General features: G+C 40.1%; 16 protein-coding genes. 5 read left to right on the forward strand and 11 right to left on the reverse strand.

Annotated features, from left to right (window positions below):
- The first annotated feature begins 284 nt into the window (after positions 1 to 284).
- Together VJ09_RS06195 and VJ09_RS06200 are read left to right on the forward strand one after the other, a co-directional pair.
- On the forward strand, positions 285 to 839 hold the full coding sequence (locus VJ09_RS06195; protein ID WP_044640709.1) for a thermonuclease family protein: 555 nt from the start codon (positions 285 to 287) through the stop codon (positions 837 to 839).
- A gap of 227 nt (positions 840 to 1,066) precedes the next feature.
- Positions 1,067 to 1,615 carry a thermonuclease family protein gene (locus VJ09_RS06200; RefSeq protein ID WP_052807251.1) on the forward strand — a complete coding sequence of 183 codons (549 nt, stop codon included), beginning with the start codon at positions 1,067 to 1,069 and terminating at the stop codon, positions 1,613 to 1,615.
- A 63-nt stretch (positions 1,616 to 1,678) separates the two neighbouring features.
- Here VJ09_RS06200 and queF read toward each other — a convergent pair whose 3' ends face one another.
- Positions 1,679 to 2,167 carry a preQ(1) synthase gene (gene queF, locus VJ09_RS06205; RefSeq protein WP_044640710.1) on the reverse strand — a complete coding sequence of 163 codons (489 nt, stop codon included), beginning with the start codon at positions 2,165 to 2,167 and terminating at the stop codon, positions 1,679 to 1,681.
- A 177-nt stretch (positions 2,168 to 2,344) separates the two neighbouring features.
- Between queF and VJ09_RS06210 the strand changes: the two genes are divergently transcribed.
- The gene (locus tag VJ09_RS06210; protein WP_044640711.1) at positions 2,345 to 2,866 is read left to right on the forward strand and encodes a VUT family protein; all 522 of its coding nucleotides are present in this window, start codon (positions 2,345 to 2,347) and stop codon (positions 2,864 to 2,866) included.
- 341 nt (positions 2,867 to 3,207) lie between these two features.
- Here the strand turns inward: VJ09_RS06210 and VJ09_RS06215 are convergent, their stop codons facing one another.
- Entirely contained in the window at positions 3,208 to 4,008 is an 801-nt protein-coding gene (locus VJ09_RS06215) for a S1 family peptidase (protein ID WP_044640712.1), read from the reverse strand.
- A gap of 371 nt (positions 4,009 to 4,379) precedes the next feature.
- Between VJ09_RS06215 and VJ09_RS06220 the strand changes: the two genes are divergently transcribed.
- Positions 4,380 to 5,483 (forward strand): lipocalin-like domain-containing protein, encoded by a 1,104-nt coding sequence (locus VJ09_RS06220; protein ID WP_044640713.1) that lies wholly within the window; start codon positions 4,380 to 4,382, stop codon positions 5,481 to 5,483.
- Between the two features lie 116 nt (positions 5,484 to 5,599).
- On the opposite strand, the gene VJ09_RS06225 is transcribed toward VJ09_RS06220, so the two are convergent.
- The 9 genes from VJ09_RS06225 to VJ09_RS06275 form a co-directional block, all read right to left on the reverse strand.
- Positions 5,600 to 7,273, reverse strand: coding sequence for an ATP-binding cassette domain-containing protein (locus VJ09_RS06225; protein ID WP_044640714.1), 1,674 nt, complete (start codon positions 7,271 to 7,273; stop codon positions 5,600 to 5,602).
- Between the two features lie 803 nt (positions 7,274 to 8,076).
- Complete coding sequence (locus VJ09_RS06235) at positions 8,077 to 8,271, reverse strand: hypothetical protein (protein ID WP_044640716.1); 195 nt, start codon at positions 8,269 to 8,271, stop codon at positions 8,077 to 8,079.
- A 34-nt stretch (positions 8,272 to 8,305) separates the two neighbouring features.
- Positions 8,306 to 10,039 carry an adenine deaminase C-terminal domain-containing protein gene (locus VJ09_RS06240; protein WP_187118702.1) on the reverse strand — a complete coding sequence of 578 codons (1,734 nt, stop codon included), beginning with the start codon at positions 10,037 to 10,039 and terminating at the stop codon, positions 8,306 to 8,308.
- 544 nt (positions 10,040 to 10,583) lie between these two features.
- Positions 10,584 to 11,372: an energy-coupling factor ABC transporter ATP-binding protein gene (locus VJ09_RS06250; RefSeq protein WP_044640719.1), complete on the reverse strand. Its 789-nt coding sequence runs from the start codon at positions 11,370 to 11,372 to the stop codon at positions 10,584 to 10,586.
- 67 nt (positions 11,373 to 11,439) lie between these two features.
- Positions 11,440 to 12,285, reverse strand: a complete 846-nt coding sequence (locus VJ09_RS06255; RefSeq protein ID WP_044640720.1) for an energy-coupling factor ABC transporter ATP-binding protein — start codon at positions 12,283 to 12,285, stop codon at positions 11,440 to 11,442.
- Positions 12,282 to 13,049 (reverse strand): energy-coupling factor transporter transmembrane component T family protein, encoded by a 768-nt coding sequence (locus tag VJ09_RS06260; protein WP_044640721.1) that lies wholly within the window; start codon positions 13,047 to 13,049, stop codon positions 12,282 to 12,284. The genes VJ09_RS06255 and VJ09_RS06260 overlap by 4 nt, the downstream gene beginning before the upstream one ends.
- Before the next feature lie 121 nt (positions 13,050 to 13,170).
- Positions 13,171 to 13,776, reverse strand: coding sequence for an ECF transporter S component (locus VJ09_RS06265; RefSeq protein WP_044640722.1), 606 nt, complete (start codon positions 13,774 to 13,776; stop codon positions 13,171 to 13,173).
- Positions 13,777 to 13,932: 156 nt separating this feature from the next.
- Complete coding sequence (locus tag VJ09_RS06270; protein ID WP_044640723.1) at positions 13,933 to 14,676, reverse strand: nucleoside phosphorylase; 744 nt, start codon at positions 14,674 to 14,676, stop codon at positions 13,933 to 13,935.
- 120 nt (positions 14,677 to 14,796) lie between these two features.
- Positions 14,797 to 15,699 (reverse strand): ATP-grasp domain-containing protein, encoded by a 903-nt coding sequence (locus VJ09_RS06275; RefSeq protein WP_044640724.1) that lies wholly within the window; start codon positions 15,697 to 15,699, stop codon positions 14,797 to 14,799.
- A gap of 158 nt (positions 15,700 to 15,857) precedes the next feature.
- Between VJ09_RS06275 and VJ09_RS06280 the strand changes: the two genes are divergently transcribed.
- Complete coding sequence (locus VJ09_RS06280; RefSeq protein WP_044640725.1) at positions 15,858 to 16,040, forward strand: hypothetical protein; 183 nt, start codon at positions 15,858 to 15,860, stop codon at positions 16,038 to 16,040.

Below are 16,040 nucleotides of genomic sequence, written 5' to 3' on the forward strand. Positions count from 1 at the left end.
TCCATTGTAATTGTAGCAATATGAATTACTTTACAGTGAAAAAATTGTTACTTTTTTTCTAAATTATCTTAATCGTTATATTCCTGAATAGAAAGAGCAACGAAATCAGTAATTTTAAAAAATGTCAAATAATAACGTATCCCTCTTATAAACCAATCGCTATAATAGGATAGATCTAGCTGTTCCTCGTGTTCATTTGGATGAGGTGAGCAGGAGGGGCAGCCAGATCTCCTTTTGCTTCAGGAGACTCTCGGCTGTTACTACATTAGCCGGGAGGCGTTATTATGGGTAAAAGACATAGCAAAAACAAGAAAAAAATAAGAAGAACACTGATGAAGGAAAACTTCAAACCTTTACACACAGTTGTTCCGCAGAGTATTACAGTGGTAGACGGAGATACGGTGAAATTCCGGATGGGCGAGCATACTTTCTATGTTCAACTGATCGGGATCGACGCTCCTGCACTCAACTCGGGGAATATCCATAAGTCACCAGAACCTTTCTCTATCGAGGCAAAAGAGAGGTTAGATCAACTGTTGTTTCATCAAGCAATCGATTGGAAAATAGGTCTTCACAAAAAACTAACCGATAGTACAAAAGAAAGACTATTAGGTACTATATATGTGAACCTAGATGGAGAGTATGTAAATGCAAGTCATATTCTACTTTCGGAGGGCCTCGCTGTTCCTTACAAAGGAAGACCCGGGCTTACCAAAGAAGAAAGAGTAGAGTATGATCTCCTTGCTTTTGAAGCACAAAGGCGCCAACTCGGTGTCTACTCCATCCCAGGATATGTAAAAGAAAACGGAAAGTATAATAAAAACAACAGAGCAGTTTGATCTAACGTGCTACAGGAATCCATTCCTGTAGCATTTCTATTTATCTATCTCCTTTGTACAAAGAAAATTTAGAATTATATATTATATAATGAGATAAGTTTGCTATAATGAAAAAGATCTGGCTGCTCCTCGTGTTCATCTTGATGATGTGAGCAGGAGGGACAGCCAGATCTTCTTTTGCTTCAGGAGACTCTCGGCTGTACTACATTAGCCGGGAGGCGATCAATATGGGAAAAAGACAAAACAAAACAGAGAAAAGAAACAGAAGAGCAAAGATGAAACAGTACTTCAAACCTTTACACACTGTTGCTCCGCAGAATGTTACAGTGGTGGATGGTGATACAGTAAAATTCTCGAAGGATGGGCATACCTTTTATGTTCGACTAATCGGGATTAATGCTCCAGAGTTGAACTTGGATAATAGCCAGTCACCGCAACCTTTCTCTATCGAAGCAAAAGAGAGGTTAGGTCAACTGTTGTTGGACGCTAAGGATGTGAAAATAAGTCTTCATCCGAATCTCACCGATGATACGCAAAACCGTTTATTAGGTCACCTTCATGTGAACCTAAAAGGACAGTACATGAACGTAAGTCATGTTCTGCTTTCGGAAGGGCTTGCGGTACCTTACAAAATAAGACGTGGTCTTACCAAGGTAGAACGGATGAACTATGATCTTCTCGCTTATGAAGCACAAAGGCATCGAATCGGTGTCCACTCGATACCAGGATACGTCACAGAGGACGGAAAATTTGACGAAAACAAAAGAGCAGTTTGATCTAATGTGCTACAGGAAAATGGATTCCTGTAGCATTTTCATTTTTTGGGAAAACATTATAACCTAACGATTATCTACTTTTTCGAGGGTAATATCGTGTTGTTCTAATCTCTTATTAGCAAAAGTTTCCCATTTGGTATTAGGCTTGCCATAGTTCACATATGGATCAATGCTAATTCCGCCCCGAGGCAAGAATTTCCCCCAGACTTCAATATATTTTGGGTCCATCTCCTTGATGAGATCTTTCATAATGGTGACAATGCAATTTTCATGGAAGTCCCCATGATTTCGGTAGCTAAATAGATAAAGTTTCAGAGATTTGCTTTCTACTAATTTTTGATCTGGTATATAGCTAATATAGATCGTGGCAAAATCTGGCTGTCCCGTAATGGGGCATAAACTAGTAAACTCTGGACAGTTAAACTTTACAAAGTAATCTACATCCAAATGTCTATTGGTAAACGTCTCAAGAAGGTTGGGATTATATTGATATTCATAGTTCGTTTTCTCACCTAAATGACTTAATTCTTGTTCTGGTTGAATGTGATTCATTTCGTAACCTCCTATATGGATTAGCCCTTTCCCATCCTAACAAATTTCGACTGATCCATGTACTAATTTACTCGATTTGCTGTATCTTTTCTTCGCTGTATATTATTGTCAAATGACGAAAGCTACTGTAGAATAAATCGTTGTTTCACTGAAATATACGAAAAGGAGGAATGATCGTTGAGGATCTTGTTTTACATTTTGGCGATCTTGATCGCAAATGTTGTGACTGCAGCCATGAAACCATTGGAAATGGGGATTTTCTTAATACCTGCAGGGACTTTTTTCATCGGTTTCACTTTTATTTTACGTGATTTTGTTCAAAACCAAATTGGAAGACAAAAAACATATGTTGTGATTCTGAGTGCCCTTATCCTAAGTGCTATTACTTCCTATTTACTTGGTGACACCATTTGGGTGGTCTTTGCCTCTGCCCTTTCTTTTGCGCTTTCGGAAACGGCAGATACGGAAATTTACAGTCGCTTACGCCTCCCTCTAAGCTACAGAGTGCTTTACAGTGGGCTAGTTGGAGGAATTTTGGACAGTGTGATCTTCGTTATTATAGGGATTAGTCCTCTTGGCGCTGGGTTTATACCATGGGAAGCAGTGCCTGCTGCGATCAGTGGACAAATATTAGTAAAATGTATTATGCAGTTACTAGGAGCATTTGCGGTTCATCGGATTGTTGCTAGTAAAATCTAAATAAAGCATGTTGCATAATGAGCCTAAAGCCAGAGGTTTTCCCCTTTGGAGATGCGACTATGAGCAGTAGAGAGCCGGAGCAGATCCTTCGGACAAGCAAAACAAGCGGAAGCGGGAAAACCGGCGGCGTGCCTATGTCTAACTTTGATTTATACAACAAGCTATAAATAGAAAAATCAACCGCCTCTTCTCATATTGAAGAGGCGGTTGATTTTTACTAGGACTTATATCCTTTCCCATTACCAAGTAGCTGTATAAGATAAAACCTTATCTATAGACTTATTCATATATTACGAAACAAAATATGTTCCCCTATCGGATAATAGGAGGACATATCTACCTTATGGCAATGTCACAAACTCATCCAGAAAATCACGTGCTTGCGGAGTATCCAAGCGATAAATCACATTAGTCGAGCGGCATTGGGCATCACCAGTTACCGTGATCCCAGCGATGATATCTGTTTCTTGTGATCCTGTTCCTAAGAAGTTCGGTCCACCTGAGTCTCCATAACAAGTTCCGCCATCACCTGTTGAAGCATTTTGGGAGAGGCGCAGCCAACTTTTATTTAGAGCGTTGAATTCGGAGACAGATGTCCAGCGTGCTCCATCATATGGATGAACTGGACCACCCGGCTGCTGCTCAGCTTCGTGAACTCCATAGCCAACAGCTGTGAATTTTTGACTGTTTAATCCACCTTTACTTGCCAACTCATCAAATAGACCTGCTTTTGGTAGTTTGGCTGGTTGGATGCCTTTGACTGGCTTGTCCAACTGAACCACGGCAATATCTCCTGGATCAGATTGTCTTTGATTATAGTTTGGATTGGTGACAGCACGACCTGAATGGAGGGTAGTGGAAGAAGTAACGGGATCTACTTGGGTATCAAAGCTGACGTATACTACCTCATCTGGAGGTAAAAAGTCTGTACAGTGGGAAGCAGTTAAAAAGACAGTTGGGGAGATGAGCGTACCGGTACAAATATGTTCTTTGACACCTGTTTCGGATTCCACGATCAAGGCACCTACATTTGGGTGTTGATCCCCATCTAATTGCCCATTGGTAATGGCATAAGCAGGAAGAACTGTCGTTAAGGTGAGACCAAAAATACTTACCATCATGGTGAATAAAAATCGCTTCATTCCCATATCCCCCTTTCAATCGATACAAGTAAATAATTCGACTATTCTTAATTAAACACCTTCTCTCAATATGAAAAGGTTTTCTTGTTTATTCTGTTGTTTAGTAGGAAAATTATTTTTGTACCAAATATTATTATATTTCTATTTATTGTAAAATCTGTTGCATAATTAGTCAAAAGCCAAAGGTTTTCCCCTTTTGAGATGCGACTATGAGCGATAGGCAGCCGGAGCAGATCCCTCAGGACAGGCAGGGCAAGCAGAAGCGGGAAAACCGGCGGCACGCCTACATTTCACTTGGATTAATACAGCATGCTCATTGTAATTAAGATATGTTATTTCATTTCAAGAACCATTTAAGGAGGAACAAACCAGTGACCACAAAAGTAATCCCAACAACATTAGGATCACAAGCTGAACATTACGAAAAACTAGGTCTCATAAAGGGGCAGATCGCACCGTGGGAAGATGGTATGCGTACGGATGGAAGCGCTGGAACATATGAATGGTGGTATTTTGATTCTCATCTGAACGATGGTTCCAAGCTAGTGATTGTGTTTTATACCAAACCGATGATGGAAATCGACAGTCCTCTAACTCCCTATGTTTCTTTTACATGGGATCTACCTGATGGGCGAACTATTCAAAGAACCTATGCTGCCACTTCGGAGAAAAACTTTTTCGCCTCTACAGAACAATGCGAAGTACGGATCGGTGCCAACGTCTTCAAGGGAAATTTACATGATTACCAGATTCATATCGAGATGGACGAGCTCGTCGCAGATATCTCGCTTTCAGGGAAAGTTCCTCCTTGGCGACCGGAAACGGGGTATTGGTTGTATGGTGAACAAGATGAGCACTATTTTGCTTGGTTACCTTCCGTTCCTCAAGGAAAAGTGGAAGCAATGATCCAAATGGGAGAAGATTATCGGCAATACACTGGTATGGGCTATCACGACCACAATTGGGGAAATATCGCCATGCCAGCCTTGATGAATAACTGGTACTGGGGACGGGCACAGGTTGGTGACTATACAGTGATCGTTTGTAACATAACTGCCGAAGAGCAATACGGATATAAAGCTCACCCTGTCTTTATGTTAGCAAAAGGAAATAAAATCCTTGCGGATGATGGAAACCTGATCCGTCTTACAAAAAGAGATGAGTACCTTGATGATCTTACTGGAAAGCCTGTTGCCAATACGTTGGTATACGAATATGAAGAGGAAGATAAGCATTACACCGTTACATTCCAACGGGAGAAAGATATTTCGAAGTACCGATTTATTGATACATTTAGAGGAGCCAAAAAAGAAGCAGCAATCGCAGCAGGATTTGATGGAGCTTATTTGCGATTCACCGGGGAGGTTCGTCTAGAGGTATTGGAAGGCAAAGAGATAGTGGAATCCCTACAAAATGAGGCGATATGGGACTTAATGCATTTGGGAAAAGCTCGACAGAAGCAATCTACAAAGTAAAAGCTGAATGAAGGACGCTTTGATGGGCGCTTTTTATCTATACCCATTGTTATTTGAGAAAACATTGTTTCAGAAAAATAGAATCAGCTACTTGAACACCAAGTAGCTGATGAAACTCACGAAATCAATCGAAGTTTTCCATTGATTACATGAGCGATTTTATGATGAGAAGGACGAGGCTGAGAAAGATCCAGCTTATGGGTCACTTCTATCACAATTTTATTCTCTTGCCATGTTTGAATTCTCTCGTCTACTTTCCCTGCAGTAGCTTTATCGAGTGCTGAAGTAGCTTCATCGAGAAGTAGAATAGGAGCAAAATGTAATTTTAAGAAAGCTCTAGCTAACACTACTCGTTGACGTTGCCCTCCAGATAGATGATCCATTGGAGTCTCTAGTCCTTGTGAAAGAATACCTAGAGGAAGCCCCAACTTTTCAAGCTCTTGAACGGCTTGCTCTTTGGTAATTCCTTTTACCATTTGGAGATTGTCCCAAATGGTACCTGTCTTGTAGGAACACTCTTGATTTACATAAGCAATTAACTGGTTTATCTCTTTCCTACTAAAAGAACTGTGTTGAATATGATTAATTTCCATCTCTGTCTCGCCAATTTCAAATAGATAGAGAAACTTTTTTAATAACGTACTTTTTCCTGATCCCGATGGGCCGATAATAAAAAGTCGCTCTCCTGGATAGATTATCACTTCATCCATACGAACAGAGTCAACTTGGGTGAGTTGGATCTCCCGGTTGAAAACCTTTTTCTTCCGTATGGGAAGTTTCTTTACCTCTTGAATGTGCCCTTTTAACTCTTGGTAACAAAACATTACCTCTACTAGTCGGTCGATGGAATAGTAGAAATTTGCAATCAAGAAGATAAAGCCTACCATTGCGCTCATTTCCATATGCCCAGATGGAATCAAAAATAGTAGTCCTCCAAATATAGCAATTAACTTACCACATTGATTGAGCAAGGATGTCGAAACAACTTGTTTTACATTGTTCCATTGATAGCTGCTTTCCAATTTTAGAGCCTTCGCAGCTAAATCGTGGTAATTTTTTACTTCTTCATCTTCGTATTGAAATTGTATGATAAGTTGATCGTCTTTTAGGATTTGGCGAACTTTTAAGCTCTCTTCTATCCATATTTTACTTCGTTTTATGGCTAGCTGAGCGCTTTTTCTCCTCATGAAAACAACGAAGAAAACACAGACTGCCAATATTAACGTACACAGAGTCAGTACAGAGGAGATTGCGAGCATTGCAAATACATAAAAAAAGGACCGCATCGATTCCAGTATAAATATAAATACTTTCTCTGCTACATTGGTAAAAGCCAAAAAAGCATGTTCAAAACTTTCTTTCTGTCCCTGGTCTATTGATTCAGATGAATGAAGAATATTACCTAATATCTTTTCCTTGATGCTAACAAGTGTATACCTGGAGATATATTCAAAGTGTCTGGTTGCGATAGCATTTGTTGCATCTGAAGAGAAATATACCAATACCATGATGATTCCGATAATTACTCGGTCCGATGTTAGTCCTGTTACATCAAGTGAAATGGTAATTGAAAATAGCTTTTCAACGTGCGAGATCATATCGGTGATCCACCATTGAAAGTAAGCAATAAACTCATCTAGAACCGTTTTATTACCTAACAAGGAAGCAATAAAAGCCTGAAATGCCTTGGCAATTCCAACAGACAAGTATCCTGCCAAGATGGTACTAATCAGAACAAGAAACCCCAACATTGGTAAAGATCGAAAAATAGTTCCCATCCACTTACGCATACATTTTTCCCCTTTCGGGAACACCAGTGTTTATGCGCAAGTGAACGGAACCCCGAACACAATGCACAAAAACACATTGTGTTCGGTTTATTTCGAATACTTTTGTATCTTATCATAGTCGGTTCATTAATGACAATGATTTTCAATATCATTAAAAAGCTACTTGGGTAATTGCCAATTCCAACTAGAATCCATGCTTTTAGATACGGATATAGCTCCGAAAAGCAGTCTTAGAGTTTCTATTCTGCCGTTAAAAAAGGAAGGGAGTTTTGGGAAACATCCATTTTGCATCCTAATACTAGCTTGAAGAAACATTGTTTTCATCCGATCTGTCTTTTGGTTTCCGGCATAAAATCCAACATCCTAGCAGATACGTAATCCCAGGAACACTAAAACTTATTGTCAGCAATATTGTTACTGTTGTTACTGAATTGATTACTGAATAAGTTACTAAATTAGAATTTATCAAATCATGAATCCCTAATATGCTTAGAATTGAATTAATGATCCCTAAGAAAAAAATATAATAGATCCATCCTCTTTTTGCTTTTCTAATTTGGTATAGAGCAATCCATGCAATGAAAAAAGGGATAAAATATATAACAATTATTGGATGAAATTTAAACTCCAATTTAGTCAAATAAACGAACAGGAAAGGCAAACCTAAAACTGTGGATGTTTGTACTAGATTCCCAGTAAATATCAAGAAAAACCATGATTTATTTTTCATATAATTCACTTTTATCTCCCTCTCTTTTTCTTTCCGTTCTTGTTACTTTGATTCCATAAGGCAATCCAACTTATTACAAATGATAAAAAAATGTTACCGAAAATTCTACCCCTACCATAATCAACAGTGCTCTATAATCAATTGGATCACTCGATAATAGAAACGACAACAACGTTGGAAACACCATAATAAGACTGACATATAAACCGATCTTCGCTGCTTGTTTTGTGTAGTTTGTTTTCTTTGTATCTTCCACCTCGTTTTTCACAATAAATCCTCCTTTCAGATAACTATTTATCTAGTTATCTCTTAGCCGCAGGATAGAGAACCTTTTTATTTTTCACGTCATATATACCTTTAGGCGTACACCGAATGTAGGGAAGATGCGTCGCAGAGAAAAACAGCAAGGTAAAAGCAGGATCGGCATAGGCATATCCTCTTTCTCTAAGTAACATTTTTAGTTCTTTTTCTTCTTCTATTAATTCTTCTACCTCTTTAGCAGACATAAGCCCTTGTAAAGACAATGCCATCTCATAAATGATCTTTCCTTGTTCTACAATAACAATCCCGCCGCCCATTTCCTTCATTCGATCAAAGGCGAGCAACATATCTTCCTTCTGGTTTCCTATTAGCAAGATATCTCCTGTCCCAGAATAGGAGCTGGCAAATCCACTAAGCTGATTGGCGAATCCCTTTACATGTGTGTTCACTCGCCACTTACCTTTTCGATCTACCATCACAAAAAAACATTCATCGTGTTCGAGTTCACCAGAAGGATAGGATCTGATGGAATATGGTTTGGTAATAACATCATTGATCAATTTGATCCCTACTGATATCTCGCACTCTAAGTCTGACATATCTAGCTTCCAATCAAGTTTCATAGAACCTAAACCATATTGATCCCAATCAACACCAAATGTATCTTCCATCGCTAGGCCATCCCGTTTTACCCATTTCCCTTTTGCCAGGACCGACACAGGTACCGGATCTGTTTCACTTTGAAGAAAATTGATATTGGCTACTCTACCAGTGGCAATATTTCCGTGTAGATGTTCCATATGGTAATAGCGTGCTACGTTGATCGTTGCCATGTTGTATGCATCGATAACGGGCACACCTTGTTCCAGTGCTATTTTAATCATTGCATCGATCATCCCGTTCTCGTAAAAGGAAGGATGCGAGCCATCTGTTGTAAAGAAGAACTTGTCGTAATGATAGATTCCCAGTTCGTGAATCTCTCGTAAGATGTTGGCTAGATCTGGCCGAATGGACGAGTTGCGAAGCGATACAGTATATCCTTGCATCAGTCGAGACAATACTTCGTTTCCTGTCATCGCTTCATGGTCACAATCAATACCAAATAGCATCATCTTGGCAAGTGTTTTCTCGGATGCCCCTGGAAAATGACCTTCTATTTTCTTTCTTCTTCGCTTTGTTTCCTGTACCCAATGAAGCATTTTTTGATCACCAGATAACAGTCTAGGCCAGCCTGTTAGTTCTCCCCCTTGAAACACGTCCGCGTGTGCTAGCCAAGCTTTCACTTCACGATCTGTAAAGATCTGATCCTCATTTCTTAGCTCTGTCTGGGCATCAAAACGACACCACCAATACATGCTAGCTGGGATATTTCGAAGCTCTTCTAGCAACGAAAAAGCTTCTTCTTTTCCCAGAAGCATAAATAGGAGAAGATTATCTTGGATCAAGGTAGTGGTTCCTCGATACGATGCGAAACGTGCAAAAGTACATGGATTATATAACTGGTAAGGATGAGCATGAGGTTCGATATAACCGGGAACTAGCAAAAGTCCTTGGCAATCCACGATCTCACAACGATCTAAATTATCTGGAACTTTGTCGCCTACATAGACGATTCGATCATCATAAATCCAGATGTTTGCTTGCATCCATTTACGTAATGCTTGGTTCAAGTACGTCGCATTTTTTAACAGGATATGTGGGGATTTCTTTCCATCTAATACCTCAACCTGATCACGTAGTTGTTCATTTGTCCATCTATATCGTTGTTCTAGCAACATATATTCCTCCATTTAAAAGAAATAGGTTCGTACACTATTTTATAAAATAGACTCGTTATTTGTCTCAACCCGAGCACATACGAGGTTGATGCGAATCCGTATCCAATCTGAATGTTTCCAAAAGATAAGCCCTCCTAGCTATACCAGAAGGACTGATCTTTTTTATATGCAATGTATAGTGAATCCTATTGATGAAATTAGAGTGACTTTAAAGAGAACATAAATGGAGTGTTTTGTACTAGTTTTCTGGTAACACGGTGAGTTGGGATAATAAAAAAATTGAGATTAGTGAAAGAGCGATGATCGCAATAAAAGCAACCAATAATAATTTTTTTAAAATAGGAATCTTCCCTATTATCGTATATAGCTTGTTGCATAAATCAAAGTTAGATATAGGCGCCGCTTATACTCTGCTCCGGCTCCCTACCGCTCATAGCCGCATCTCCAAAGGGGAAAACCTCTGGCTTTAGGCTCATTATGCAACATGCTCGGTATAGATTTAACCTAATACAATGGGATATCTTCTCTATTTAGCATATAATCACCCTCGTGCTCTTACAAATTCCTCCACCGTCAAAAACGTCTCCTCATATCCTAGCTTATGCCCCAGCTGCGTAATATAGGGTGGTTCCACATGAGCCTTTGCAAGGAGCACTCGCTCAGAAAAAACTTCTCGTGTATCTCCATCTAGAAGTACTTTTCCTTGGTTCAATACAATTGTTCGCTCAAAGTTCTCCGCCACAAAGTCCATATCATGAATGATTGTCATCACTAGTTTTTGTTGGTCTCTTAGACTTTTGATGATCTGTTTGATTTTTTCTTTTCCAGCATGGTCCTGGGCTATAGTCGGTTCATCCAAGATGATAATCGCTGGGTCCATCGCGACGATGGATGCGATACAGAGAAGCTTTTTATCTGATAGGCTCAGATCTTGTGGGTTCTCTTCTACGCTATCTTCTAACCCTACCATTTCGAGTGCTTGAAGAGCTTTTTGTTTAGCTGTTTTCGCATCCATTTTGATGTTGAGCGGGCCAAATAGGACTTCATCTAAAACATTCCCTTTAAAGATCTGATCGTTCGGATTTTGGAATACCAATCCGATTTGCTTGGCTAGTGCGGCAACGGTAGTATCTTTTATATTTTGGCCTTGGATCAGGATATCTCCAGTACTTGGTTTGAGTAGGCCTTTCAGCAACTTCACCAAGGTTGTTTTCCCTGCTCCATTTTGTCCAATGATTGCAGTCGAGCGTTGATCCAAATCGAGGGTGATATTTTGGAGGATCTGCTTACCTTCTTGATAGGAAAAGGATAGATTCTTTACTTGGATCATGATGATTCTCTCCTTAAGTACTATAACTATATGCCACTCATAATCTTGATCAGACTCGCTCCGTTATTCAAATTTTGTGAGAGGCTAATACCTTAGATGCCTCATCAAGAGTGACCGGATACGAAGAGGAATCCACATTTTTCGCATTTAGCTCTTTACACACCCTAGTATAGATGGGAGCTTGTACTCCATAGTCTGCTAGGTCATCACGGGAAAAGACATTTGCCGGAGTATCCCAATCGATCAATTTTCCTCGATCAAGTAGGGCAACTCGGTTGCAGTATTGGGCGATTTTTTCCATCTTGTGCTCTACCATCACGACAGTCATGCCTTCTTGGCTCAGGCGCTGAATCGCTAGAAATACTTCCTCCGATCCTTTTGGGTCTAGCTGGGAAGTAGGCTCGTCCAACACAATGACCTCTGGTTTCATTGCGATCATACTGGCGATTGCCATTCGTTGCATCTGTCCACCAGATAAATCAAATGGATTGCGATCCTTTAATTCGGAGATATGGAGTAGATCTAGTACATAGTTAATACGGTCGATCATTTCGCTACGGGTTAGTCCCATATTTTCCAACCCAAATGCAACCTCTTCATAAACGGTTAACTTGGAACCTGTTACTTGGGTGAACGGATTTTGAAAGACGATCCCCACTTTTAAAGATAGCTCGCTGATCGAACTATGTTTTACCTCCACCCCATCGACAATCACCTTGCCCCCATAAGCCCCTTGGTAAAAATGGGGGACTAGTCCTACTAGAGCCTGACAAAGGGTGGATTTACCTGATTGATTGCGACCAACAATGCCGACCATCTCTCCTTGTTCTATTTCCAATGAGAGATCATGGAGGGCTAATGTTTCCGAACCTGGATACTTGTATTTCAAATGTTCGATGACAATTTTTTTCATGAGATAACCCTCCAAACGACTGCCAACACCACTAGTAACACCAGTCCCCCCTGTATCAGGTGACTATAGGCATAGCTTTTTTCTTCATGTAAATAGGTCTTTTGTCCACTGGCATTGAACCCTCGTACTTCCAGTGCCATCGCTCGTTCTTTTGTTTGGATGAGGGAATTCAACACCACAGGGCCGAGCAACGGGAGGAATGCTTTCATTCGTACCCATAGATTCCCTTCGGTCTCCATTCCTCTGGAACGCTGTGCATCCGTGATTGTCCCCATAGTAGACATCATCTGTGGAATGATCTGAAAAACAGATTGAAGTACATAGCCGAATCGTGGAGAGAGTCCTTTGCGAACTAGTGACTCTACTAAATCAGATGGCTTGGTCGTGAGAACCAGGATCATAAAAGCCCCAACGATATTGATCACTCTCAGCGAGATCAACAGAGCATAAAGTAGCCCTTCTTGATAAAAAACGAGTGATCCTAGTGAAAAAAGAGGGGTGGTGTTCCCCTCATAGAATAAACTTTGAATAATAAGGACAGTAGAAAGAACCAAGAGAACAAAACCATAAATCGGGAGACTTTTCCAAAAAACCTTTGCCATTACTAATAAAGCAATACTCATCATGGAACAAACCAAAGCAATAGAAATCATAGGCAAAATGATCGGAACTGCAATCGCAAAAAGAATATAAACGATTTTACTGATTGGATCGATCCGATGTACAAATGAATCTCTTTCCACAAATAAACTAATCGATTTCAAAGATGTCGCCTTCTTTCTAGCAACTCTGTTTTAATTATAGGCGATACTCACTCCGAGAAACTTGATCAAAGTCGCTCCCTAGATCAAGGTTCTCTCCGTATACTAAAAATGGTTCTCTAAACTAATCCAGAGACTCTAATTTGTTCTCATTGCGGTAAAGCTGTTTGACGTTGTTAGGAAGACCTCTAAAAATAGCATAGCTTGCGAGAACCGTAATCACTTTATCTGGCAGATCGACTACTAACTCATCTAAGAAAGAAGCTAGCCATACAGACCCTGTATTTGCCATCACGATCGCAAAGAGCCCATCACCCCAGATATTCCCTGTTTGTCCACCCCAGAATGCCACGTTGAGCGGCGTAGAGATAATTACTGCAGTGATTCCCACTGCTAGTCCAACTACTACTGCTTTGGACCAACTGGAAATCCATCCCTTATATGTCATCACACCAGCTACTAGTCCAATAAACACACTCGTAATCCCATAAACAAAAGAAATCGGGTCCATTGTCAGTCCATAAATGATGTTATTTACAGCACCAGCAATCGCCCCAATAACCGGACCAGCTAACATACTGGCTAGAATCGTACCAATTGCATCGAGCCAAAGTGGCAGTTTGAGAACCCCTGCAAATAGCTTCCCAATATAGTTGATCCCAACTGCAACTGGAATCAATACCAGAGCAGCAGTAGAAAAACGAAATGACCACATACTATTTTTTTGCATTCCAAACCCCTCCTGTAATCGCTTTCAGTTTACATTTCCACTAATATACAACGATAGAGAAGAAATATAGAATAGGCTGTTTTTATTGTTGAATTAACCCAAGTTAAGCGTAGGCTCGCCTCTAGCTTTGGGTTCATTATGCAACATACTCTATTGTTATTTATCTTGACTATAAGCCACAAGCGTCTCTAACGCAGTAACAATCATATTTTCTTCTCCCTGCGCAGTCGTATTTTGCTGATCTACATAATCGTTGATCCCTGATTCCAAGTCACCCTCTGACTCGACGACTACATTTAAAATAGAAGCCACTTTTACCTTACGTAGTCCCCCAATCACAAACAAAGCAGAAGTCTCCATGTCAGAAGCTAGAACACCTTTATTCCCCCAGTATTGGTCAATCTGTTCTTCTTCATCAGTATAAAAACTATCATGACTTCTCACGATTCCGCAGTGATAGGACACATCCAATTTTTTAGCAGAGTCGACCATTCGAATGTATAGCTCTGGATCTGGTATAGCAGGGTACCCTTTTTCGATGTAGGCAACCGATGCTCCATCATGGCGTACGGCACCAGCTGCTAAAATTAGATCTCCTAACTTAATATGTGGTTGTACTGTTCCGCAGCTTCCAATTCGAATCATGGCTTTGACACCAACATTTTTTAATTCCTCTACTGCTATGCCGGCAGATGCACCACCGATCCCTGTCGAGGTAACAAGGAGCTTGACCCCTTTATACCAACCAACGACTGTTTTATACTCGCGATGGTAGGCAACTTCCTGAGCATTTTCTAGATACTTTGCTACTTTCTCTACTCGACCAGGATCACCTGGTAATAGAGCGTACTCTGCTGCCAGTTCACTGCTAATCCGGATATGTGGTTGTACGATTTCCACCCTACTCCTCCTTTCTGTATCATCCACCTTCTGTCTAGAATATAGCATCAAAAAGGGTAGGGTGGGTTGCTATTTTTCGTTTTGAATTATTAGTTTTTAATATGGGGAAAAAAGCCACCTTCATATAGTGGCTTTTGCAATATTTTTATAAAATACATCCACCTCTAACCTCTCTGGTAGACCAGCTACCTGACCATCTCCTAACTCCATGATCATCCAAGACCCATCCTTACATTGAGCTATATCCATCGTAAAGAATCGGCTTGGTACTAGTTTTGCTATATCCTGAAATTGCTCTATCGGGACATTCTCCACATGATACTCTCCATGCTCCCAATAGGGACTTTGACTGATACATTCTCCATCCAAATAAAACAGACGATACTCTACTGTTAAAGGCATACCACTCTGTGGGTGCTCTGTTAATTCTTCCAATTCAATAAATTCTCGAAAGACGATCCCCTCATTGAGCTCGTTCCCCTGTAATTCCAAAAAGCGTTGAACTACCTTTTCTACCTGAACACGATTGGAGGCATCCGGAATATAGCAAGCTTCCTCCCACTCGTGTTTACGAGATTTAACAAAATCTTTTACGATAACAGGGACATTTCCAAAAGGTGCTAATAATTGATGAACTTGTTCCATATGGAATGTTGGATCTACTGGAATCCATCTAGAACGAGGAGTTCGTTCTTGAATAATCGGATATGTATATGGAAAATAGTGACAAACTCCATATTGATTTGGCCCATTGATCAACCGTAAGCCACGTTGCAACAATGCCTCGTACAATTGCTGATACTGTCCCTTTTTTAACATCCATCCTCGATAGATCGCAGTTTCTAGTTGGTCTAGCTCTTTTACCCAACGTACTGCCTTTGTAACGTTCCCTTCTTCTATTAGAGCCTCTAAATCAATACGAGCCACAGAAAATCCAGCTCTCTCCGCAGCTAATGATTCTTCTTGGTAAACTATATCAATCTTTTTTGAATCTAGTGGATCTGCACAATAGATCAGATGCATTCCTTTCTCCACTCCTTCATACTGTTCGATTGTACTATATACAATAATTTTATTAGTCTTTTGTCATGATCATCGCTCTTTTTTTCGAGATACTGTCTATGCCACTCATGTCTCCTCCACATATGTTAATGAACATATATCTCGAGAGGAGCATTTCCATGAATAAACGCCTAGCAAAGCTTCTTCAAAAGACCAGTCTATATGGTACATTAGCAAAATATTATGAGCATATGAACCCTGAAAAGCATATTTACTTCTATCGTAAGCATCTGAAATACGAGCGACAATTGGTTCATCTTTATTGGCAATTAAAAGGCGTAGGCGAATACCCACGTTGCTAG

Origin of the sequence: Risungbinella massiliensis (genome assembly GCF_000942395.1) — a bacterium.
Lineage (GTDB): Bacteria > Bacillota > Bacilli > Thermoactinomycetales > Thermoactinomycetaceae > Risungbinella > Risungbinella massiliensis.

Excerpts from the sequence above, each read along its gene's own strand:
- VJ09_RS06195 (WP_044640709.1), top strand. The coding sequence starts at position 285 with ATGGGTAAAAGACATAGCAAAAACAAGAAAAAAATAAGAAGAACACTG.
- VJ09_RS06200 (WP_052807251.1), top strand. The coding sequence starts at position 1,067 with ATGGGAAAAAGACAAAACAAAACAGAGAAAAGAAACAGAAGAGCAAAG.
- queF (WP_044640710.1), bottom strand. The coding sequence starts at position 2,167 with ATGAATCACATTCAACCAGAACAAGAATTAAGTCATTTAGGTGAGAAA.
- VJ09_RS06215 (WP_044640712.1), bottom strand. The coding sequence starts at position 4,008 with ATGAAGCGATTTTTATTCACCATGATGGTAAGTATTTTTGGTCTCACC.
- VJ09_RS06225 (WP_044640714.1), bottom strand. The coding sequence starts at position 7,273 with ATGCGTAAGTGGATGGGAACTATTTTTCGATCTTTACCAATGTTGGGG.
- VJ09_RS06250 (WP_044640719.1), bottom strand. The coding sequence starts at position 11,372 with ATGATCCAAGTAAAGAATCTATCCTTTTCCTATCAAGAAGGTAAGCAG.
- VJ09_RS06255 (WP_044640720.1), bottom strand. The coding sequence starts at position 12,285 with ATGAAAAAAATTGTCATCGAACATTTGAAATACAAGTATCCAGGTTCG.
- VJ09_RS06265 (WP_044640722.1), bottom strand. The coding sequence starts at position 13,776 with ATGCAAAAAAATAGTATGTGGTCATTTCGTTTTTCTACTGCTGCTCTG.
- VJ09_RS06275 (WP_044640724.1), bottom strand. The coding sequence starts at position 15,699 with ATGCATCTGATCTATTGTGCAGATCCACTAGATTCAAAAAAGATTGAT.
- VJ09_RS06280 (WP_044640725.1), top strand. The coding sequence starts at position 15,858 with ATGAATAAACGCCTAGCAAAGCTTCTTCAAAAGACCAGTCTATATGGT.